General features: G+C 72.6%; 25 protein-coding genes. 12 read left to right on the top strand and 13 right to left on the bottom strand.

Annotated elements, in window-relative coordinates:
* Positions 1-222: 222 nt before the first annotated feature.
* The 8 genes from ACS5RC_RS14295 to ACS5RC_RS14260 form a co-directional block, all read right to left on the bottom strand.
* Positions 223-858 (bottom strand): hypothetical protein, encoded by a 636-nt coding sequence (locus ACS5RC_RS14295; RefSeq protein ID WP_478344746.1) that lies wholly within the window; start codon positions 856-858, stop codon positions 223-225.
* 11 nt (positions 859-869) lie between these two features.
* Positions 870-1766, bottom strand: coding sequence for an ABC transporter permease (locus ACS5RC_RS14290; RefSeq protein WP_478344536.1), 897 nt, complete (start codon positions 1764-1766; stop codon positions 870-872).
* A gap of 25 nt (positions 1767-1791) precedes the next feature.
* On the bottom strand, positions 1792-2535 hold the full coding sequence (locus ACS5RC_RS14285) for an ABC transporter ATP-binding protein (protein ID WP_478344535.1): 744 nt from the start codon (positions 2533-2535) through the stop codon (positions 1792-1794).
* On the bottom strand, positions 2532-2822 hold the full coding sequence (locus ACS5RC_RS14280) for a hypothetical protein (protein ID WP_478344534.1): 291 nt from the start codon (positions 2820-2822) through the stop codon (positions 2532-2534). Before ACS5RC_RS14280 ends, ACS5RC_RS14285 begins: the two co-directional genes overlap by 4 nt.
* A complete protein-coding gene (locus ACS5RC_RS14275) occupies positions 2822-3271 on the bottom strand; it encodes a cupredoxin domain-containing protein (RefSeq protein WP_478344533.1) in 450 nt (149 codons plus the stop codon). The genes ACS5RC_RS14280 and ACS5RC_RS14275 overlap by 1 nt, the downstream gene beginning before the upstream one ends.
* A gap of 29 nt (positions 3272-3300) precedes the next feature.
* Positions 3301-4284 carry a YVTN family beta-propeller repeat protein gene (locus ACS5RC_RS14270; RefSeq protein ID WP_478344532.1) on the bottom strand — a complete coding sequence of 328 codons (984 nt, stop codon included), beginning with the start codon at positions 4282-4284 and terminating at the stop codon, positions 3301-3303.
* A gap of 107 nt (positions 4285-4391) precedes the next feature.
* The gene (locus ACS5RC_RS14265) at positions 4392-5651 is read right to left on the bottom strand and encodes an ABC transporter substrate-binding protein (RefSeq protein ID WP_478344531.1); all 1260 of its coding nucleotides are present in this window, start codon (positions 5649-5651) and stop codon (positions 4392-4394) included.
* Positions 5652-5777: 126 nt separating this feature from the next.
* A complete protein-coding gene (locus ACS5RC_RS14260) occupies positions 5778-6212 on the bottom strand; it encodes a DUF3291 domain-containing protein (protein WP_478344530.1) in 435 nt (144 codons plus the stop codon).
* 263 nt (positions 6213-6475) lie between these two features.
* Between ACS5RC_RS14260 and ACS5RC_RS14255 the strand changes: the two genes are divergently transcribed.
* From ACS5RC_RS14255 to ACS5RC_RS14225, 7 genes are all read left to right on the top strand, one after another.
* Positions 6476-7018: a DUF3280 domain-containing protein gene (locus tag ACS5RC_RS14255; protein ID WP_478344529.1), complete on the top strand. Its 543-nt coding sequence runs from the start codon at positions 6476-6478 to the stop codon at positions 7016-7018.
* A 70-nt stretch (positions 7019-7088) separates the two neighbouring features.
* Positions 7089-7832: a (5-formylfuran-3-yl)methyl phosphate synthase gene (locus ACS5RC_RS14250; RefSeq protein WP_478344528.1), complete on the top strand. Its 744-nt coding sequence runs from the start codon at positions 7089-7091 to the stop codon at positions 7830-7832.
* The gene (locus ACS5RC_RS14245) at positions 7829-8398 is read left to right on the top strand and encodes an amino acid kinase family protein (protein WP_478344527.1); all 570 of its coding nucleotides are present in this window, start codon (positions 7829-7831) and stop codon (positions 8396-8398) included. The genes ACS5RC_RS14250 and ACS5RC_RS14245 overlap by 4 nt, the downstream gene beginning before the upstream one ends.
* On the top strand, positions 8395-9951 hold the full coding sequence (locus ACS5RC_RS14240) for a DUF6513 domain-containing protein (protein WP_478344526.1): 1557 nt from the start codon (positions 8395-8397) through the stop codon (positions 9949-9951). Before ACS5RC_RS14245 ends, ACS5RC_RS14240 begins: the two co-directional genes overlap by 4 nt.
* Positions 9952-10560 carry a DUF447 domain-containing protein gene (locus ACS5RC_RS14235; protein WP_478344525.1) on the top strand — a complete coding sequence of 203 codons (609 nt, stop codon included), beginning with the start codon at positions 9952-9954 and terminating at the stop codon, positions 10558-10560.
* A 12-nt stretch (positions 10561-10572) separates the two neighbouring features.
* Positions 10573-11103: an SRPBCC family protein gene (locus tag ACS5RC_RS14230; protein ID WP_478344524.1), complete on the top strand. Its 531-nt coding sequence runs from the start codon at positions 10573-10575 to the stop codon at positions 11101-11103.
* Positions 11104-11108: 5 nt separating this feature from the next.
* Positions 11109-12101 carry a YncE family protein gene (locus ACS5RC_RS14225; RefSeq protein WP_478344745.1) on the top strand — a complete coding sequence of 331 codons (993 nt, stop codon included), beginning with the start codon at positions 11109-11111 and terminating at the stop codon, positions 12099-12101.
* 326 nt (positions 12102-12427) lie between these two features.
* On the opposite strand, the gene ACS5RC_RS14220 is transcribed toward ACS5RC_RS14225, so the two are convergent.
* Both ACS5RC_RS14220 and ACS5RC_RS14215 read right to left on the bottom strand, forming a co-directional pair.
* Positions 12428-12628 carry a hypothetical protein gene (locus tag ACS5RC_RS14220; RefSeq protein ID WP_478344523.1) on the bottom strand — a complete coding sequence of 67 codons (201 nt, stop codon included), beginning with the start codon at positions 12626-12628 and terminating at the stop codon, positions 12428-12430.
* A 10-nt stretch (positions 12629-12638) separates the two neighbouring features.
* On the bottom strand, positions 12639-13715 hold the full coding sequence (locus tag ACS5RC_RS14215) for a hydantoinase/oxoprolinase family protein (protein ID WP_478344522.1): 1077 nt from the start codon (positions 13713-13715) through the stop codon (positions 12639-12641).
* A gap of 20 nt (positions 13716-13735) precedes the next feature.
* Here ACS5RC_RS14215 and ACS5RC_RS14210 point away from each other — a divergent pair, with 20 nt between their 5' ends.
* Complete coding sequence (locus tag ACS5RC_RS14210; protein ID WP_478344521.1) at positions 13736-14443, top strand: HisA/HisF-related TIM barrel protein; 708 nt, start codon at positions 13736-13738, stop codon at positions 14441-14443.
* Between the two features lie 96 nt (positions 14444-14539).
* Positions 14540-15142 carry a 3-isopropylmalate dehydratase small subunit gene (gene leuD, locus ACS5RC_RS14205; protein WP_478344520.1) on the top strand — a complete coding sequence of 201 codons (603 nt, stop codon included), beginning with the start codon at positions 14540-14542 and terminating at the stop codon, positions 15140-15142.
* 49 nt (positions 15143-15191) lie between these two features.
* Here leuD and ACS5RC_RS14200 read toward each other — a convergent pair whose 3' ends face one another.
* The gene (locus ACS5RC_RS14200) at positions 15192-16238 is read right to left on the bottom strand and encodes a hypothetical protein (protein WP_478344519.1); all 1047 of its coding nucleotides are present in this window, start codon (positions 16236-16238) and stop codon (positions 15192-15194) included.
* A 213-nt stretch (positions 16239-16451) separates the two neighbouring features.
* On the opposite strand from ACS5RC_RS14200, the gene ACS5RC_RS14195 reads away from it, so the two are divergent.
* Positions 16452-17633 (top strand): lytic murein transglycosylase, encoded by a 1182-nt coding sequence (locus ACS5RC_RS14195; protein ID WP_478344518.1) that lies wholly within the window; start codon positions 16452-16454, stop codon positions 17631-17633.
* Positions 17634-17640: 7 nt separating this feature from the next.
* On the top strand, positions 17641-18024 hold the full coding sequence (locus tag ACS5RC_RS14190; RefSeq protein WP_478344517.1) for a RidA family protein: 384 nt from the start codon (positions 17641-17643) through the stop codon (positions 18022-18024).
* 31 nt (positions 18025-18055) lie between these two features.
* On the opposite strand, the gene ACS5RC_RS14185 is transcribed toward ACS5RC_RS14190, so the two are convergent.
* The gene (locus ACS5RC_RS14185) at positions 18056-18325 is read right to left on the bottom strand and encodes a hypothetical protein (RefSeq protein ID WP_478344516.1); all 270 of its coding nucleotides are present in this window, start codon (positions 18323-18325) and stop codon (positions 18056-18058) included.
* Positions 18326-18959: 634 nt separating this feature from the next.
* Positions 18960-19358: a 50S ribosomal protein L19 gene (gene rplS / locus ACS5RC_RS14180; protein WP_478344515.1), complete on the bottom strand. Its 399-nt coding sequence runs from the start codon at positions 19356-19358 to the stop codon at positions 18960-18962.
* 262 nt (positions 19359-19620) lie between these two features.
* On the opposite strand from rplS, the gene ACS5RC_RS14175 reads away from it, so the two are divergent.
* Complete coding sequence (locus ACS5RC_RS14175; protein WP_478344514.1) at positions 19621-20187, top strand: NifU family protein; 567 nt, start codon at positions 19621-19623, stop codon at positions 20185-20187.
* Positions 20188-20191: the final 4 nt, after the last annotated feature.

Raw genomic sequence — 20191 nt, 5'->3', positions numbered from 1 at the left:
CCCCTTGTCATCCGGGGCGTGATGGGGGTGTCATCGCAGGCTCGGCCGGGGCGGACAATTGCCGAACGCTCCCGGACGGAGGGTTTTCCGGAGGCGGGCGTCGACGGGGCTTCGAAACTCAGGCCGCGTGACGCGGCTGCAACAGATTCGCCAGCGTTTTCAGTCGGTTATGGGACCATCCGGCAAGGCTGCCCGGGATGATCCGGCAAGGGCGGACGCGCCTCAGAGCCGCGCCTGGATCTTCCGGGCGATCTCGCCGAGGCGCTGCTCCAGGAGCTGGGGGACCTCGCAGACGTAGGTCAGCGACTGGCTGCGCTCCTGGAAGATGCGCCGGTCCCAGGCGAACTTGCTCTCGAGGTCGGACTGCTCCTTGGGCAGCTCCCGCGCATCCGTGGCGGAGGGGGCGTCCTTGGTCTGGCTGATCTGGTCGGCCTCCTCGCGGATGCGCTCGGCCATGCGGCGCTGGCCCTGCGCGTAGCGGGCGATGCCGTGCATGATCTTGTCGCGCTCGCCGTTGATCACCTCGAACACGCCCGCGTAGACGCGGGTCAGGCCCTTCTCCTTGGCGTCCTTGTCCGCTCCGACCTTCTCCACGTAGCCGTCGAGCAGGCCGTCGACCTCCGACAGCTCGGTGCGGCGCGAGGCGAGCTTCTGGGCGAGCGGCGCCGCGTCGACGTCGTTGCCCCATTCCCCGGCGGCGGCCGCGAGATCGGGCCCGGTCCAGAACTGGCCGGGGCTCAAGGTCGCGACCTTGCGCTGGACGCAGGGCCAGTCCGGATCGCCCTTGGGCTGCGCCTGCGCCGTGCCGGCGAGGAGGAGAAGCGTCAGGATCGCCCCGGCGAGGGGGCGGGTGCTCATCGTGCAAACGGTCATGCGTTGTCTCCGGCCGGGCCGCCGCGCCGGGCCATGATGCCGCGGCCGGGATCGTAGGCGATCACGGCGAGGCTGAAGAAGGCGAGCGTGGTGCCGACCACCACCGCGGCGGCCACCGGCTCGAACTGGCCGTAGAGCGCGAAGCGGACGAGCTGCACCGCGTGGGTGAAGGGATTGCACTCGCAGATCCAGTACAGGGTCTCGGAGGATTCCCGGATCCGCCAGAGCGGGTAGAGCGCCGAGGAGGCGAAGAACATCGGGAAGATCACGAAGTTCATCACGCTGGCGAAGTTCTCGAGCTGGCGCACCAGCGAGGACAGGAACAGCCCGATCGCGCCGAGCATCAGCCCCGAGGCCAGGAAGGCCGGCAGCGCCGCGAGATACCCGAGCGGCGGGATGTCGGTCTCCCAGAAATACGCCACCGCCAGGAAGGCGTAGGCCTGCACCACCGAGACCGAGACGCCCGCGACGAGCTTGGCGAGCAGCAGCAGCCAGCGCGGATAGGGGCTCGTCAGCAGCACCTTCATCGAGCCGACCTCGCGGTCGTAGACCATCGAGAGCGAGGATTGCATGCCGTTGAAGAGCTGGATCATCACGGCGAGGCCCGGCACCACGTAGACCTCGTAGAGCACGTAGGTCTGGTAGGGCGGCTCGATCGAGACCCCGAGGGTGTTGCGGAAGCCCGCCGCGAAGATGAAGAGCCACACGAGGGGCCGCACCATCGCGGAGAAGAACCGCTCCTTCTGATTGAAGAAGCGCAGCAGCTCGCGGCGCACGATGCCGCCGAGGCAGATCAGATAGCCGACCGCGTCGAGGCGGCCGAGATGGGCGGGCGTGCGCCCGGCCGGCGCGTCGAGGCGCGGGGCGGCGGTGGTGCCGGCGGGTGTGCTCATGGGGACCTGCTCATGGGGACGCCGCTCACGCCGCCTTCCTCCCAGGCTCGGCCACGAGGCGCCGGAAGGCGTCCTCCAGGCTCTCCGTCCCCTGCCCGATCGAGGCGGCCGTGCCCCGCGCCACGATGCGTCCGCGGTGCAGCACCACGGCGTCGTCGCCCGGGTCGATCTCCTCGAAGATGTGGGTGGCCCAGAGCACCGAGAGCCCCTCCTCCCGCACCAGGGCGCGCACGATGCCGACGATGTCGGCCCGCGATTCGAGGTCGAGCCCCACGGTGGGCTCGTCGAGGAGCAGCAGGCTCGGGCGGTGGATCAGCGAGCGGGCGATCTCGATGCGGCGCGACTGGCCGCCCGACAGGGTGCGGACCTTGTCGGCCCGCCGGTCGGCCAAGCCCACCCGGTCGAGCAGGACGGCGATCCGCTCCCGCGCCGCGCCGCGGCCGATGCCGTGCAGGCTCGCGTGGTAGGCGAGGTTCTGCTCGACGCTGAGATCGGTGTCGAGGGTGCGGGCCTGGAACACCACGCCGAGCCGGGCGAGCGCCCGGGACGGCTCCCGGTCGAGCCCGTGCCCGAAGATCGCGACCCGCCCCTCCTGGTTGTTGTAGAGGCGGGTGATCACCGAGAACAACGTGGTCTTGCCGGCCCCGTTCGGGCCGAGCAGCGCCATGAAGCGCCCGCGCTCGACGGTGATCGAGACGTCCGATAGCGCCGCCCGCGCCCCGAAGCGGTGGCTCACGTTCGCGACGGCGAGAGCGGGCGCCTCGCTCATCGGCCGAGGATCCTCTTGGCGTCGCCGACCGCCTCGAGGCACTCGTCGAACTCGCCCTCGCCCTGCTCGCGCTCGGCCACGCGCAGCGCCTTCTTCAGCTTGGGCTGCGCGGCCTCGGACGGGGCCTTGGCCGACACCTCGGACGGGGCCTTGGCCGCAGCCTCGGACGGGGCCTTGGCGAGCGCGTCGCGGATCATCGCGATACCGTCGGCGCAGGCGGTCTTGTCGTCGGCGCGCGCGGGCGGGGCGAGGAGGACCGCGGCCAGCGCCAGGAGGGCGATACGCATCACTTCACCGTAATCGTGCCGGTCATGCCCCGGGATTCCAGCCCGCGCGCCGACCAGCCGTACTCGCCCGGCTTGATCGCCACGAACTCGACGGCGATCTCGCCCGGATCGTCGAACTCGAAATGGTCCGGCGGCCCGCCGCCGTGGATCTCGAGGTGGTTGATCACGATCTGGTTGAGCCAGATGTAGCGGAAGAACTCGGGCGCGTAGAACTTGTATTCCTGCCGGCCCTTGGCGACGATCCGCAGGCGGTAGGCCTTGCCGGCCTCCAGCGTGATGTCCTTGTTCTCGACCACGAAATCGTTGCCCTCCTCGTTGCCGAGGACGAGGTCGGGCAGGTTCTCGCGCTTCTTGGTGAGGTCGAGGGCGGAGGCCGGCGCCGCCGCCAGCAGGGCCGCCAGCCCCAGAGCTGCCGGACGCAGGAGGGCCGGCCGCAGGCGAACGCGCATCGTGAAGATCCCCATCGCGGTTCCGGTCCTCACTGCGGCGACACCGCGACGCCCCAGGGGAGCAGCCCCACCGGGATGCTCTTGACCACCTTCTCGGCCGCGACGTCGACGACCGAGACGTCGTTCGAGGTGCCGTTCGTCGAGAACAGCAGCTTCTGGTCCGGTGTGAAGGCGAGCTGCCAGACGCGCTGGCCGACGGGCAGGTACTTCTGCACCTCGTAGCTCTTGGCATCGATCACCGCGATGCGGTTGGCCGGGCCCAGCGCCACGAAGGCCTTGGTGCCGTCCTGGGTGATGCGGATGCCGACCGGCTGGATCGCCTCGTCGTTCACGCTCGGGATCTTGAAGCTGATCTTCTTCACGACGCGGCGCGCGGCGACGTCGATCACGCTCACCGTGCCGCCGACCTCGGCCGAGACCCAGAGGAACTTGCCGTCGGCGGTGAACTCGGCGAAGCGCGGGCGCGCGTCCACCAGCACGTTGTCGATCACCTGGAAGGTCTTGGTGTCGATGAAATGGGCCATGTTGGTGGTCTCGGAGGTGTTGACCAGGACCTTCCCGTCCGGCGACAGGCCCATCCCCTCCGGCTCGACCCCGACCGGGATCTCGGCCACGACCTTGTTCTTCTCGATGTCGATGATCGTGACCTGGCTGTCGTCCTCGTTGGCGACGTAGAGCGGGTTGCCGCTGCGATCGAGGATGAACTGCTCGGGATCCGGCCCGGAGCGGAGCGAGCGCACCACCTTGCCGGACGACGCGTCGAGCACGTCGATGCGGTCGTCGTCGCTGGCGCAGACGAAGACCTCCTTGCCGTCCCGGCTCACCGTGATGCCGCGCGGGCGCCGCCCGACCTTCCAGGTGGCGGTGACGGCCATCGTCGCGGTGTCGATGACGCTGACCGAGTTGCCCTTCTCGTTCGAGACGTAGACCGTGTAGGCCGAGGCGGGCCCCGACGCTCCGGCGAGCGCCAGAAGCGCGGCCGGTCCCAGCACTGCCTTCGCGCAGCGGTTCATCCCGATCCCTCCCCTCCGGCGCTCTGGCGGCGCCGCATCCCGTCGTGGTCCCGATTGTAGTGCGATCCCCGCGGCTTGCGAGGGCGCGTCATCGCCGCATCGCGCGGCTACTTGAGCTTGCAGGTCGTCTCCGGCAGGTCGATGCCCAGCGTGTCGAGCGGCGTGCGCTGGTGCAGGAAGCCCTGCTCGGGCGCCACCGCCACCACCGCCTTGGGCTGCACCACGATCAGCGGCTGGCGCAGCTGGTGGTCCCAGGGCCGGTAGCTCAGCGACACGCCCTTGTAGGCGGGCAGGCTGAAGGCCGGATCGGTGAGGTAGGGCCCGATCACCGCCGGGTCCGCCCCCTTCCGGGCGGTCGCCGCGTCGCCCACCGTGCGGACCGCCGCCCAGACCTGGTAGTCGAGGGGGCGCATCAGCCGGCCGGCGAGCCGGCGGAAGCGGTTCTGCGCCTGCGCCGCGCCCCAGGTCTCCAGCACGGGCGCCCAGGTCGTGGCCACGAGGCCCTGCGTGCCCGCCACGGGCCGCGGATCGACGGTGCGGTAGGGGACGTAGTCGCCCCAATCGCCCGCCTCGTCGGCGACGATCGCGAGGTCGTAGTCGAGGCCGCGGGTGAACACCATCGCCTCGGCCCGGGTCGGCGTGTCGCCGCGCGCCTTGGCGAGCGGCCCGAAGGTCCAGGGCTTCTCGGCGGTGATCTTCAGGCCGAACTTGCGGGCGGAGTTGCGCAGCGCGTCCGCGTAGAGCTTGTCCGCGTCGTTCGGGCCGACGATCAGGAACAGCTTCCGCCAGCGCATCAGGGTGAAGTATTGCGCCAGCGCATCGGTCTCCATCGCCCGCGAGGGCACGACGTGGAAGACGTTGGCCCGGCAATCCGCGCCGCGCAGGCGGTCGTCGGGAGCGGCGGCGTTGAACAGCACCGCGCCCGTGTCCTTGAGCGCATCGGAGACCGCCAGCACCTCGTCGGCGGGCAACGCCAGGACGATGAAGCGCGTGCCCTTGGCCACCAGCGCCTGCGCGGCCTCGACGGCGCCCGGGCCGCCCGCGGTGAGCGCCGTCTCGTCGAGGGCGTAGCTCTGCTTCGTGAAGCGGCCCGTGGTGTTGTTGTCGGCGATGCCCATCCGGGCGCCGGCGAGGCCCTCGTCCTCGGGGGCGGCCTCCGCGTCGTAGGAGGAGGGCGCGGGCTCCGGCCGGTAGATCAGGCCGATCCGGGTCTCGGCGGCGGGCTGGGCGGCCGGCGCGGGCGCCGCGGGCGCTGCCGCGGGCTCTTGCGCCCGCGTCGGCGCGGGCCCGAGGGCCAGACAGCCCGCGAGCGTCAGGGCGGCGGCTCGGGGCGCGGCCGGGATGAAGGATCTTGCAGGATCACGCATGCGGGCCGCACCTAGCAGCATTCCCCCGCCGCACTCAACGGGCCGGCGGCACGATCCGGCGGCCGGGCCGCCGCCACGGCGTCACATCCGCGTAATCCCGCACCCGCGATGCGATCCCCTGCCCGCTCAGCGCGCCGCCGGACGGATCGGCCCGCCGCCGGTGAGCCGCGGCGGCTGGTAGCTCAGCGTCTGGTGCTGCGGGCTGGGATGGCGCACCCGCGCGGCCCGGCCGGTGTCGCGCATGCGCTTGTCGGCCTCGGGCCAGGTGGGCAGGCCCGGGTCCGGCCGCTCCCAGTTCACCACGGAGGCCTCGTCGCACCAGTGCTGGAGATGGGGCATGGCCCGCTGGTGGGCGCCGGCCGCCATGTAGGCCCGCATGCTGGCCGCATCGTCCCAGGCGGTGAGCGTCCAGAAGGTCAGGTTCCGATCGGACAGGAGCGAGCCGTCCCGGAAGCCCGCGGCGCGCTTCACCTGCGCGAGCGAGCGCAGGGTGTGGACGGCGAAGCCCGGCAGGAACCGGATGGAGCGCAGCCTCAGGCGCGTGACGCTGACGAACGGCATGGCGAGGTGTCCCGGCTGGTCCGCCCTGCGAGTGTGGCAGGAAACGCGCGGCGCACAATTCGGGCCGTGGGCGGTCACCCTGCGGCAGGTCGCCGTCGCGGGCGAGGGCGCAAGGCGCAAGACGCCCGGGGCGGCCCACCCGGGCCGAGTGGCCGGTCCGGCTACGCGTCCGCCCGGTGGGATTGCCAAAGCGTCCCCGTGCACGACCTATGCGTGTGCGAGCCGCCCGTCGCGTGCGCGGCCGTCCTGCCGGGAGACACGCCATGTCCGCGCGACGCGCCCTGTCCGCACTCGTCCTCGCCGGATCGCTGGCGCTCGCCGGCGGCCAAGCCGCGGTCGCGGCGGAGCAGCCCGCGGCGTCCGGCAAGGCCGCGATCTTTCCCGTCGAGCTGTTCGATCCCGCCGCGATCGGCGGGCGCAAGCCCCGGCCCGACGAGACCCGCAAGCTCGCCCTCGTCACCGACGAGCTGCGCAACGCCCTGACGAAGCAGGGCGGGCTGGAGCCCGTCGACACCGCGCCGCAGGCGGCCGAGATCGCCAAGCAGGCGCCCCTGTACAAGTGCGACGGCTGCGCGGCGCCCATCGCCAAGACGCTGGGTGCGGACTTCGCGGTGACGGGTTATGTGGAGAAGGGATCGGGCCAGATCTTCATCCTGAACGTCAGCATCGCCGAGGCCGCGACCGGCAAGGTGGTGCGGGGCGGGCAGGTGGTGATCCGGGCCGATACCGACGACACCTGGGCGCACGCCATGCGCTCCGTGGTGAAGAACCGCCTGCTCGCCGAGCCCCTGCCGGGGAAATCGTGACGCCGACGGATCCGTGACCGTCCCCGCAAGGATCGCCTTGCGCGGACCGCCCTGTGAGCGCCAAGCCTTCGTGACCCCCGTCCTGACCGAGACCGATGCCCCCCCGCTCCGCCTCCTCGTCAGCGTCCGCGACGCGGCCGAGGCGACGCTCGCGCTCGGCGCGGGCTTCGCCCTGATCGACGCCAAGGATCCCGAGTGGGGCGCCCTCGGGGCGCTGCCGGTCGAGACCGTGCGGGGCATCGTCCGCACGGTGCGGGCCGTCGCGGCCCGGGCCGCCGGCCATCCTCTCACGAGCGCGGTCGCGGGCGAGCCCGATCCGCTCACCCTCGTCGCCGCGGTGCGGGCGATGGCCGCGACCGGGGTCGACTACGTCAAGGTCGCGGTCCGGCCCGGGTGCCCGGAGGCGATTCTCGCCGAGGCTGCCGCCGCGGCGCCCGGGCGGCTGATCGCCGTGCTGTTCGCCGAGGACGCTCCCGGCCCCGCTGAGGTTCCGGCGCTCGCGGCCGCGGGCTTCTCCGGTGCGATGATCGATACGGCGGGCAAGGACGGGCGCCGCCTGACCGACCATCTCGATCCCGCGACGCTCGCGGGCTTCACCGCGGCCTGCCGGGCGCACGGCCTGCTCTCGGGGCTGGCCGGGTCGCTCGGCGTCGCCGACATCGCCCCGCTCGGTGCCCATCGCCCGGGCTATCTCGGTTTCCGCGGCGGGCTCTGCCGCGCGGGCGACCGCCGCCTCGGCCTCGATCCCGCCCGCCTCGCCGAGGCCTTCGCCGCGCTCTGCGGCCCCGGCGGCCTGCGCGGAGAGGCGGCGTGAGCGGGCTCACCGTGGTCAAGCTCGGCGGCAGCCTGCTCGGCGATCCGCAGCGCCTGCGCGCCCGCCTGGCGGACCTCGCGGCGGGAGCGGATGGGCCCTGCCTGATCGTGCCGGGCGGCGGCCCCTTCGCCGAGGCGGTCCGCATCGCCCAGGCCGCCCTCGGCTTCGACGACGCCCTCGCCCACCGCCTCGCCCTCGACGCGATGGGCCGGATGGCCGAGGTGTTCCGCGCCCTGGAGCCGCGGCTCCCGGTGACGGCGGACCCGCTCGGCGCGCCGTTCGGGGCGGAGGCCCGGATCTGGGATCCGGCGGCGCTGCGGGCCGGCCATCCCGACATTCCCGAGAGCTGGGACGTCAGTTCCGACAGCCTCGCCCTCTGGCTCGCGCGCGAGACCGGCGCCGCCGCCTGCCGTCTGGTGAAATCCGCCGCCGCGCCCGCCGGGAGCGGGCCGGCCGACTGGGCCCGGACCGGCCTCGTCGACCGGGCCTTCCCGGCCTTCGCCGCGTGTTTTCCCGGCCCCATCCGCATCGAGGGCCCCGGCGGCGGCCGGCGGATCGCCGCGTGAGCCCCGAGCACATCGTCTTCGTCACCGGCAAGCTGGCGCGTCCCCGGCTGGAGAAGGTCGCGGCCGGACTGCCGCCGGAGCGCTTCGCCTGGAGCATCGCCGATTCCGGCGTGAAGGTCGCCGCGCTGATGACCGAGGAGATCATCCGGCGGCGGGTGCGGATCCCAGAGGGCGCCACCCGGATCGTGCTGCCCGGGCGCTGCCGGGCGGACCCGGAGGCGCTGGCGCGGCATTTCGGGCTGCCCGTCGAGCGCGGACCCGACGAGATCGTCGATCTGCCCGCCTGGCTCGGGCTGGCCGGACGCACGCTCGACCTCTCGCGCCACGACCTGCGCATCTTCGCCGAGATCGTCGACGCCTCGAAGATGGCGCCTGAGGCGATCCTGGCCAAGGGCCTCGACCTCGCCCGCCGCGGCGCCGACGTGATCGATCTCGGCGGCCTGCCCGACACCGCCTTCCCGCATCTCGAGGCGAGCGTGCGGCTGATGAAGGCGGCGGGCCTGCGGGTCAGCGTCGATTCCTTCTCCCTCGACGAGCTGACCCGCGGGGCGCGGGCCGGGGCCGACTTCCTGCTCAGCCTCAACGAGGAGACCCTCGACCTCGCCTTCGAGACCGACGCGGTCCCGGTCCTCGTGCCGATGCGGCCGGACGATCCCGCCTCCCTCGACCGGGCGATCGAGCGGATGGAGCGGGCCGGCCGGCCCTACCTCGCCGACCCGATCCTCGAGCCGATCCATTTCGGCTTCGTGGAATCGATCGCCCGCTACCGCGACCTGCGCGCGCGCTGGCCCGGGGCCGAGATGATGATGGGCACCGGCAACCTCACCGAGCTGACCGAGGCCGACAGCCTCGGCGTCACGGCGCTCCTCGCGGGCATGTGCTCGGAGCTCGCCATCCGCAACGTGCTGATCGTGCAGGTCTCCAACCACACCCGGCGCACCGTGGAGGAGCACGACGCCGCCCGCCGGGTGATGTACGCGGCGAAAGTCGACGCGGCGCTGCCCAAGGGCTACGGCCGGGCGCTCCTGGCGCTGCACGACAAGCGGCCCTACGTGCAGACCCCCGACGAGATCGCGGCGCTGGCCGCCGCGGTGCGCGACCCCAATTACCGCATCGCCGTCGCCGAGGACGGCATCCACGTCTACAACCGCGACATCCACAGGGTCGGCACCGACGCGATGGCCTTCTTCCCCGACCTCGACGTCGCGAGCGACGGCGCCCACGCCTTCTATCTCGGGGCGGAGCTCGCCAAGGCCGAGACCGCGTGGCGGCTCGGCAAGCGCTACGTGCAGGACGAGCCCCTCGACTGGGGCGTCGCCGCGGACGCCGAGGCCGAGGACACGACCGCCTTCAAGAAGGCCGGGCACACGAAGCATTCCGGCCCCGACGCGCCGCCGCCGGGCACCCGCGACGCCCGCCTCGCCCCGCCCGAGGCCGACGCCGCCCCGCCCGAGACCGTGGAGGAGGCCGGAAGCGCGGCCGCCGGGCTCGCCCCCGCCGAGGCCGGCCCGCGGACGCGCCTCGTCTGCGGCAAGCTGGTGACGGAGGCCTGAGTGCCGCTGATCCTCGAGACCATCGTGACCACGCAAGGCGCCGACGGCAGCCTACACCTCGTACCCTTCGGGCTGATCCAGGAGGGGGACGGCTACGTGCTGGCGCCGTTCCGGCCCTCGCCGACGATCCTGAACCTCGAGGCGAACCCGGTCTTCGCCGCCTCGAGCCCGCGCGACGTCCGGGTGATCGCGGGCGCCGTCACCGGGCGGCGCGACTGGCCGGTGGTCGCCTGCGACGTCATCGCGGGCCGGCGGCTGGCCGACAGCTTCGGCCATGCCGAGTTCGAGGTGGCCCGGATCGAGGACGACGCGACGCGCCCGCGCTACCACGGCCGCCTCGTGCATCGGGCGGCGCACGCGCCCTTCATCGGCTACAACCGGGCGCAAGGGGCGGTGCTGGAGGCGGCGATCCTGTCGACGCGCCTGCACATGCTGCCCCCCGAGAAGATCCTGGCGGAGATGCAATACCTCGCCATCGCCATATCCAAGACGGCCGGGCCCCGCGAGCGCGAGGCCTGGGACTGGATCGAGGACAAGGTCGCGCAGGCACTGGGCCGCGACGACCGCATCCTCGCAAACCCCGGCGCCGCACCCGAGACGGCGCGCTAAGGAGAGACGTTCATGAAGTTCATGAGGCTCGCGGCCGTGGCGGCGCTCGCCACGGTGTCGTTCACGGCCCAGGCCCACGGGCCGACCCGCCAGAAGGTCTCCGAGACGGTCGAGATCAACGCCCCGGCCGACAAGGTCTGGTCGGTGATGGGCAATTTCCAGGACATGAGCTGGCTGCCCCCCGTCGAGAAGACCGAGGGCACCGGCGGCAACGCCCCGAAGGCGACCCGGACCCTGACGCTCAAGGGCGGCGCCCAGGTCGTCGAGGAGCTCGGCAAGTACGATGCCGACAAGAAGATGTACATGTACCGGATCGACAAGGTCGACGTGAAGACGCTGCCGGTCAACGACTACTCGTCCTGGCTGGAACTCGAGCCCGAGGGCGACAAGACCAAAGTCACGTGGCGCGGCGCCTTCTACCGCGGCTACATGAACAACGATCCGCCGCCCGAGCTCAACGACGAGGCCTCCAAGAAGGCGGTGAGCGGGCTCTACCGCACCGGCCTCGACGCCCTGAAGGCGAAGGTCGAGAAGGGCTCGTGAGCCCGATGACCGGAGGCCGGCGTCCCGCCGGCCTCGCCCCGCTCTGCGGCGCGCTCGCCTGTCTCGGCCTGGCCGGCCTGCTCGGCCCGGCCGGGGCCGAGCCGGCGGCCCGGCCGGCAGAGGCCTACGTCACTACGCAGGTCGACAACGCCCTCGACGTGATCGACCTCGCCGCCGGCACGGTGGTGCGCACGATCCCCGTCGACGGGTCGCCGGCCGGGATCGCGCTCGCCCCCGACCGGGCGCATGCCTACGTCACCCGCCCCGAGGGGCACGGCCTCGCGATCCTCGACCTCGACGCCCGCCGCGTCACCGGCACCGTGCCGCTCCCCGGAGGCCCGCTCGGCATCGCGGTGAACCCGCGCAGCGGCGCCGTCTACGTGGCCGACTGGTACGGCCGGCGCCTCCTCGTGCTGCTGCCCAAGGACGGCACCCTCGTGCCCGACGGGGAGATCGCGGTCGGCGCCTCGCCGTCCGGCATCGCCGTGAGTCCGGACGGGGCCACGCTCGTCGTCGCCAACCGCGAGGCGAACTCGGTCTCGATCGTGGACGCCGCGAGCCGCCGCGAGCGGGCGGTCGTTCCCGTCGGTCACCACCCCTTCGGCATCGCCCTCGATCCGGCGACCAACCGCGCCTACACGGCCAACGTGACGGGCGACGACGTCTCGGTGATCGACGTGGCGCAGGGTCGCGAGATCGGCCGGGTGAAGACCGGGCAGCGCCCCTACGTGGTGGCGCTCGCCGGCGGACGCGGCTTCGTCACCGACCAGGATTCCAACACCGTGACGGTGTTCGACCTCGCCACCCTCGCCCCCGTCAGGACGATCGACGTCGGCGACCACCCCGAGGGCATCGCCGCGGACGCCGCCGGCCGCCACGTCTACGTCGCCAACTGGGGCTCGAACACGCTGAGCGTCATCGACACGGACACCCTGACGGTGGTGCGGGCGATCAAGACCGGGGACGGGCCGCGGGCGTTCGGGGATTTCCTGCGGTGAGGCGCGCGCCGGTCGATGGGATGTGAGGGCATCCTCTCGAACGACGCCACCCCGATCTCTCAGGATCGTGGTCGAGGGGTATTCGTCATCAAGGGCGCCTCGGAGCGACGCCGACATCTCGGAGCCCTTTCGGACTGTTCCGAAGTCTATCCACCTCACGACCTCATCCTGAGGTGCTGCGCAGCAGCCTCGAAGGAGGGCTCCAGACGTCTCCGTGGGCCCTGGAACCCTCCTTCGAGGCTCGCAAGGCTCGCACCTCAGGATGAGGTCGCGGGTTGGAAGAGACCCCCCGATGGAGATCCGCTGCCGAGATCCTCTCGGCCCCCTCACGCCGCCTCGGGCGGCCCGTCCTCGCCCGGGCCGGCCGGCGAGTTCAGGAGATCCTCCAGTTCGTCCACCAGCATGTCGATCTGGTCGGGGGTGGCCAGCACCTTCATCACCTCGCCGGTCTCGGCGGCGACGGCGAGCTCGATATGCGGGCCGACGCGGGTGGCGAGGATGCGGGCCAGGATCTTCACGGCGGTCATCGGGGGTCCTTCACGGGTTGGCGGCGGCAAGATCCGTCGTGGCGGCAAGACCCGCCGTGGCGGCGAGGAGCCCCACCGCCACGGCGGGGCCGCAGGTGGAGGCCCAGTCGGGGCGCCCGTCGAGATGGCGCGCGATCACGTCGGCGAAGGCGCGGGCCGGCCGGCCCAGGCGCGCGGCGAGGCGCTCGGCCACGAAGCTCCCCGCCCCGCAGGCGACGACCGGCGCCCCGGCGAGGTCGGGCCGCGACAGCAGCACGGCCGCCGCGTCGTGCAGCAGGCGCAACTGCGCCTCGGCGAAGTGGCGGGCCAGCGCCGCCCAGTCCTGCGCGGTGCCCTCCTGACGGTCGCGCCCGATCATCCGGGCGAGGCGGATCTCGGTCTCGGGGATCGACTTGCCCTTGAGGTCGGGGCTGTGCTGCTGATCGGCGCCCTCCGGCAGATCGCCGGTGAGGCGGTAGGCGTCGGCGGCGTTGGCGAAGGTCTCGGCCATCAGCCGGGTGCGCCGCCCGGCGAAGGGCGCGTGGTCGGCGAGCGCGAGGAGCGGCGTCCGCACCACGCCCGTGTAGACCAGCTCCCCCGTCTCCAGGCGCTCGGCGTCGCTGTAGCCCGCCGCCGCCGGGCGGCCCGCGACGATCGGGATCAGGTCGGCGGTGGTCGAGCCGATATCGACGAGGAGCGCGTGCGGGATCTCCCGCCCGAGGAGCGCCGCGGTGGCGTGCCAGTTCGCCGAGGCCACGTCGGCGGGCTCGGCCGCGCCGGGCTCCCGGAAGCCGGAGCGCCCGGCGTAGATCCGCACCCGGCCGGGCAGGGTCTGCGCCGCCCAGCCCGAGAGCCGCGCCACGCCGTCGGCCCGGTCGGCGAAGCAGTCGGTCAGCTCGCCCGTCATGGTGACGGCGTGCTCGGCCTCGTCCCGCGTCCAGTCGGGCAGCTCGGCCAGGGTCTTGTCCAGCGCCGGCAGGCCGCGCCAGAGCGGGCAGGCCGCCTGCACCACGTCGCGCACGCGGCCCTCCACGATGCGCGCCGCCTTGACGTGGACCCCCCCGAGGTCCCACCCGATCGTCGTGCGGTTTGGCGGCTCTGCGGGCACGGGTCTCTCGATGGTTGACGATGGTTGATGCGGTGGGCTTCGCGGTGATCCCGGTGCTCGACCTGCGCGGCGGCCGGGTGGTGCGGGCGCGGCGGGGCGAGCGCGACTCCTATGCCCCGATCGTCACGCCCTTGGCAAAGGGCTGGGAGCCCGGCGCGGTCGCGGCCGGCCTCCTCGCCGCCTTCCCGGCACCGATCCTCTACGTCGCCGACCTCGACGCGATCATCGACGGCAGCGCCCCCGACCGCGCGGCGCTCGCCGCGATCGCCCGCGCCTGCCCGGGGACCGCGCTCTGGGTCGATGCCGGCTTCGCCGAGATCGCGGGCGCCGAGGCCTTCCTGGCGGCCGGGCTGGGGCGCCCGGTGATCGGCAGCGAGAGCCAGCGGGATGCCGCGTTGCTGACGGCGCTGGGCCCCCGCGCGGTGCTCTCCCTGGACAGTCGCGGCGCGGAGGCGCTCGATCCGGCGGGGCTGCACGCCCGGCCCGAGCTGTGGCCCCCGGAGGTGATCGCCATGACGCTCGCCCGCGTCGGGGCCGGCACCGGGCCGGACCTCGACGGGATCGCGGCGCTGCGCGCCCGCGTCCCCGCCGCCCGGATCCACGCCGCCGGCGGCGTGCGCGGCCCCGAGGATCTCGCGGCTCTGCGCCGGGCCGGCGCGGCCGGTGCCCTGGTGGCGAGCGCGATCCACGACGGGCTCCTGCGCCGGGAGCATGCCGGCCCGGCCTGACGTCCTTCCGGGGCCGCGCGCCCGCTGCTATATCCCGGCCATCGAGGGCCGGGACGCGCGTCGCCGGCCTCCCGCCCGGCACGAGTGCGCGACGTCATGGACAAATTCACCACCCTGGAGGGCGTCGCGGCGCCCATGCGGATCATCAACATCGACACCGACCGCATCATCCCGAAGCAGTACCTGAAGACGATCAAGCGCACCGGCCTCGGCAAGGGCCTGTTCGCCGAGATGCGCTACACCGACGACGGCGCCGAGAACCCGGACTTCGTGCTGAACCAGCCGGCCTATCGCAACGCCAAGGTCCTCGTGGTCGGCGACAATTTCGGCTGCGGCTCCTCGCGCGAGCACGCGCCCTGGGCGCTGACCGATTTCGGCATCCGCTGCGTGATCTCCACGAGCTTCGCGGACATCTTCTTCAACAACTGCGCCAAGAACGGCCTCCTGGCGATCGTGGTCTCCCCCGAGGACCTGGAGAAGCTGTTCGAGGACGCCGAGCGCGGCGCCAACGCGACGCTCTCGATCGACCTCGAGGCCCAGACCATCCGCGGCCCCGACGGCGGCACCCTGCATTTCGACATCGAGCCGGCGCGCAAGCACAGCCTGCTCAACGGCCTCGACGAGATCGGTCTGACGCTGCAGCGCGCCCCCGCGATCGACGCCTACGAGGCCAAGCTCGCCGAGCGCGGCTGGGCCTGACGGGGCCGCCCGGGGCGGGACGGCTGCCCCGCCGTCCGCCGCCGTGCGATCAACTGTCCTTCGAGGCCTCTTCCCCGCTCTTCTCGGCCGGCTTCACGGTCGAGCGCACGACCATGAACTTGTTCAGGAGATCGAACCAGAACGGGGCGCCGAGGCTGACGGCGAGCGCCGTGACGAGCCAGCCGAAGGCCATCTGGCCCGCCTCCCAGACGGTGCAGGACCCGCCCTTGGTCCAGGCGGCGCATTGCGGCGGCGGCCAGCCGAGGGCGACGCCCGCCCCGTCCAGCTCCGCGTGCAACGCGGCCGCCCGGTCGAGCGCCGCCTTGAGGTCGCCCTGCGGGCCAGGGGTCTGCGGGACATCGCCCGTGCCGCCCGCGCTCGGAGGCGTGCCGGGATTCGGCATGGCGGCGGCGCGGGCGACCACCGCATCGCGGTAGGCCTTGTCCGTGGCGAGGTGCCGGGCGACGGTGACCGCGTCCAGGTTGAACAGGATCGCGGCGGCGAGGCCGATGCCGAGCAGGATCATCTGCGTGCGCCGCTTGTACCAGCCCGACACCCGGTCCATCGCCGCGTCGTACCACGCCTCGAGGTTCCGCCGCGCCGCGTCGAGGTCGGTCCCCGCGTCATCGAGGGCCGCCAGGACCGCGATGCGGCAGGGCTCGTTCGCGATCTGGCTCGCGCCCTGGCGCAGGGCCGCGAGGGTGAGGGGCGCGCCCGGGTCGGCCATGCCGCGCATCAGGTCCAGCAGGGCTGCGGAGAAGGTTCGGGAGGGGATGTAGGTCGGAAGGTTTCCGCGCGCTCGCCAGGGCATCACGGTCGTGCCCGCGGCACCCGGAAGCAGCCCGCACGGCCTGAGCTTGCCGGGATCGTAGGTTCCGGCGTAGAGCGCGTAGACGAAGGGGTGATCGTAAAGCTTCTTTGCGAGCTCCGTTCCGGTCTCGTCCTGCAGGATCTGACGGATGCCGCGCTCGAGATCCATCGCGCGCGATTTGAGCACAGTCTCGATCGCCTCGCGCAAGGCAGAGCAGATCAGGCTTGTGAGCAGAAACAGCAGAGCGACGCCGATCGCCACGTCGAGAACTGACGAACCGAACATGAGCCGCTCCCGAATCGCTTCCGAGGGCGAATTATTCTTCCCAACGGGCGGCGACGCAACCTGAAAGATATTCGGACCGCCCTGGGTGGCTGGCGGGGTGCGGACCCGGCTGCCCATGCCCACATTATGCCCGCGTTAACCACTCATCTCTGAGATCCGAGGCCCATTCGCCGGACGAGCGCCGATCCCCGCCCACGCCAGAGGCCACGCCCGATGCAACGCCCGATCCTCCTCGCCGCGGCCGTGCTGGCCGCCCTCCCCGTCGCCGCGCGCGCGGATTTCGATTCGTGCCTCGCCGGCATCCAGGCCCAGGCGGCGGCGCAGGGCGTCTCGGCCCAGGCCTTCCGGGCCGCGACGGCCGGGATCGCCTACGACGACAAGGTGATCGAGCTCTCCCAGGCCCAGCCCGAGTTCAAGACGCCGATCTGGGACTACATGGCGGCGCTCGTCGACGACGAGCGCGTCGAGGACGGGCGCGCGGCCATGCGCCAGCACGCCGACGCCCTGGCCCGGGCCGAGGCGCGCTACGGGGTCGACCGCTACACCATCGCGGCGGTCTGGGGCGTCGAGTCGAATTTCGGCAAGAATCTCGGCAAGATGCCGCTGGTGCAGTCGCTCGCCACCCTCGCCTGCTCGGGCAACCGGCGGCGCGACTTCTTCCGGGGCGAACTGATCGCCACCCTCAAGATCATCGACCGGGGCGACATCGCCCCCGAGCGCCTCACCGGCTCCTGGGCCGGCGCCTTCGGGCAGACCCAGTTCATGCCCACCACCTACCAGCGCCTCGCCGTCGACCTCGACGGCGACGGGCGCCGCGACGTCGTCGATTCGGTGGCCGACGCGGTGGGCTCGACGGCCAACTTCCTGCGCGTCGCCAAGTGGTCGAACGGGCATCCCTGGGGCTACGAGGTCAAGCTCCCGCGCGGCTTCAACGTCGGCGCGGCCGGCCGGCGCAACAAGCGCGCGATCGCGCACTGGGCCTCGCTGGGGGTGACGCGGGTCGACGGGCGCCCGCTCTCGGGCGAGGGCGCGGCCGGCATCATCGCGCCCGCCGGGATCGACGGGCCGGCCTTCCTGGTCACGCCGAACTTCGACGCGATCTACTCCTACAACGCCGCCGAATCCTACGGCCTCGCCATCGCGGTGCTCTCGGACCGGCTGCGCGGCCGGGCCGGCGTCCAGGCCGAATGGCCGACCGACGATCCGCCGCTGTCGCGCGCCGAGCGCCGCGACCTTCAGGTGCGGCTGACGAACCGCGGCTACGACGTCGGCGAGCCGGACGGCAAGGTCGGCCAGAAGACCCGCGACGCGATCAAGGAGATCGAGCGCGGCCTCGGCATGCCCGCGACCGGCCGCCCCGGCGGGAAGGTGCTGGAGGCGCTCCGGCGCGGGTGACGACGGGATGGACCGACGCCTGATCTCCTCGGGCTCCCCCTTCGAGGCGGCCTACGGCTATTCCCGTGCCGTCGTGGAGGGCGGCCTCGTCCACGTCTCGGGCACCACCGGCTACGACTATGCCGCGATGACGATGCCGGAGGCGGCCGACGCCCAGGCCGAGGCCTGCTGGGACACGATTCGTGCGGTGCTCGCGGAGGCGGGCTCCGGCCTGGAGCGCTGCCTGCGCGCCACCTACTACGTCACCCATGCCGACCATGCCGAGCCGGTCTTGCGGGTCTGCGGCCGGGTGCTCGCCGAGATCCGCCCGGCCGCGACCCTGGTGATCGTGGCCGGGCTGTTGCGCCCCGAGATGAAGGTCGAGATCGCGGTGACGGCGAGCGTGGGCTGAGCGCCCGCGCGCCGCGCCTCGGAGCGCCGGATCAGCAGCGGTTTCCGCCGGAGGTCTGGCCGTACTGCTTGACCGGCCGGGTCTGCTGGTTGGCGTTGCCCTCGGCCGCCGAGCTCATCGGGCAGGCCTCGTAGAAGGGCGCATCGTGGACGCCGAGGCCGAGCGAGCCGGTGGTCTCGACCGCGTAGGGGTCGTAGCCGGTCCAGCGGCTGTCGAGGCCGCGGCTCTCGAAGGCCAGTGCCGACGAGAGCGGGGCGGCGGCGAGCAGGAGGGCGGCCGCGGCGGCGATACGGGTCTTCATGATGATCTTGAGTCTCCTCGGAGGAAGCGGGCCCTGTGGTACGGCCCGTCCGGTGTGTCGATGAGACGGATATAGGCCCCATTCCTGCGCTTTGATGTGATCAAACGCACGAAGGCGCGATGAAATATGCTTTCATCTCCTAAAAACGATCGGTAATAGCCGGGAATACTTTTAATCCCTGTTTCCGTGCCGAAAAGCCCTCCCGGCCGCGGGTCGGGTGCGCCCGCGCACGGGGCCGGCCGTCGGGGCCCGGCGCCACCCGCTCCCGCTCCGGACGTCCGCCCCACGCGCGAAGGCGCCCTCCGCCCGTCACCGGGACAGCGGGCCGCGATGGCCGGACCGGCGGAGCCCGCCCGGCGCAGGGCTCCGCGCCCCGGTCCCGCCATCGCCCGCGCGAACGCGGTCCGGCTGCGGAGGATCCTGAACCTGACCGCGCCGGCCGCGGGCGACCGGATCCCAAGTCGGGCTCTACGGCGTGGACCGGTCGAGCGTCTGCCGGGCGAGGCCCCCTCGAACTGCGCCCCCGCATTCAGCGCGGGCCGAGAGGGCCCCCGAACGGCAAAGCCCGCCCCGGCGGTCCGGGACGGGCTTTTCGCGTCGGCCTCGCGCCGCCCGAGGGAGGCGGGCGCGGTCCTTATTCCGCGGCGGGCGCGGCCTTGGCGGCCTTCGGCGCCTTGTTCCGATCGACGCGCTCGACGATGCGGGCCGACTTACCGCGGCGGTCGCGCAGGTAGTAGAGCTTGGCGCGGCGGACCTTGCCGCGGCGGGCGACCTTGATCGAGTCGATCATCGGGGAGTGCACCGGGAAGACGCGCTCGACGCCCTCGCCGTAGGAGATCTTGCGGACCGTGAAGCTCTCGTTGAGGCCGCCGCCCGAGCGGGCGATGCAGACGCCCTCGTAGGCCTGGACGCGGGTGCGCTCGCCTTCCTTGACGCGGACGTTGACGATCACGGTGTCGCCCGGCTCGAAATCCGGGATGGTCTTGGCAAGGCGCGCGACTTCCTCGCGCTCCAGCTGCTCGATGATGTTCATGGCAATGCTCCAGCCGTTGCGCCCCGTTCCCCGGATGGGATCGGTACGCCAGGATTTCGGCGATCCTGTTGTGAGTTGGCCGCGCCATTACAGGATCGTGACGCCTTTGTCGATGGTCGCGCCCGGTGCGCGCTGCGGCGCCCGCGCCCCGGGCGCCCGGGCTGCGGTTGAGAAATCCCGCCCGGCGGTCCACATGGAAGGCGGGCGCGCGAGCGCCGCTCCCGGCCGGCCTTGAACCGGCGCAGCGGACGAGGAATCCCCGATGTTCATCCAGACCGAAGCGACCCCGAATCCCGCCACCCTGAAGTTCCTGCCCGGCCGGGTGGTGCTCCCCGAATCGACCTTCGAGGCGAAGGACGCCGAATCCGCGGCGCGCTCGCCGCTCGCCGCCCGGCTGTTCGACGTGCCGGGTGTCTCGGGCGTGTATTTCGGGCACGACTTCATCTCGGTCACCAAGGCCGAGGACGGCAACGAGTGGCCCCAGGTGAAGCCCGCCGTGCTCGGCGCGATCATGGAGCACTTCCAGTCCGGCGCCCCCGTGATCGAGGAGGGCAGCCACGCGGAGGCGGACGCGGCCGAGGAGTTCTACGACGCGGCCGACCACGACACCGTGGTGACGATCAAGGACCTGCTCGAGACCCGGGTGCGCCCCGCGGTGGCGGGCGACGGCGGCGACATCACCTTCCGGGGCTACAAGGAGGGCGTGGTCTACCTGGAGATGAAGGGCGCCTGCTCGGGCTGCCCATCCTCCACCGCCACCCTCCGCCACGGCGTGCAGAACCTGTTCCGCCACTTCCTGCCGGAGGTGCGCGAGGTCCAGGCGGTCTGATCGG

This window comes from Methylobacterium sp. HJ2 (genome assembly GCF_056431005.1).
The sequence above is the reverse complement of the archived record's forward strand: the minus strand, read 5'-3'. Positions and strand labels throughout refer to the sequence as shown.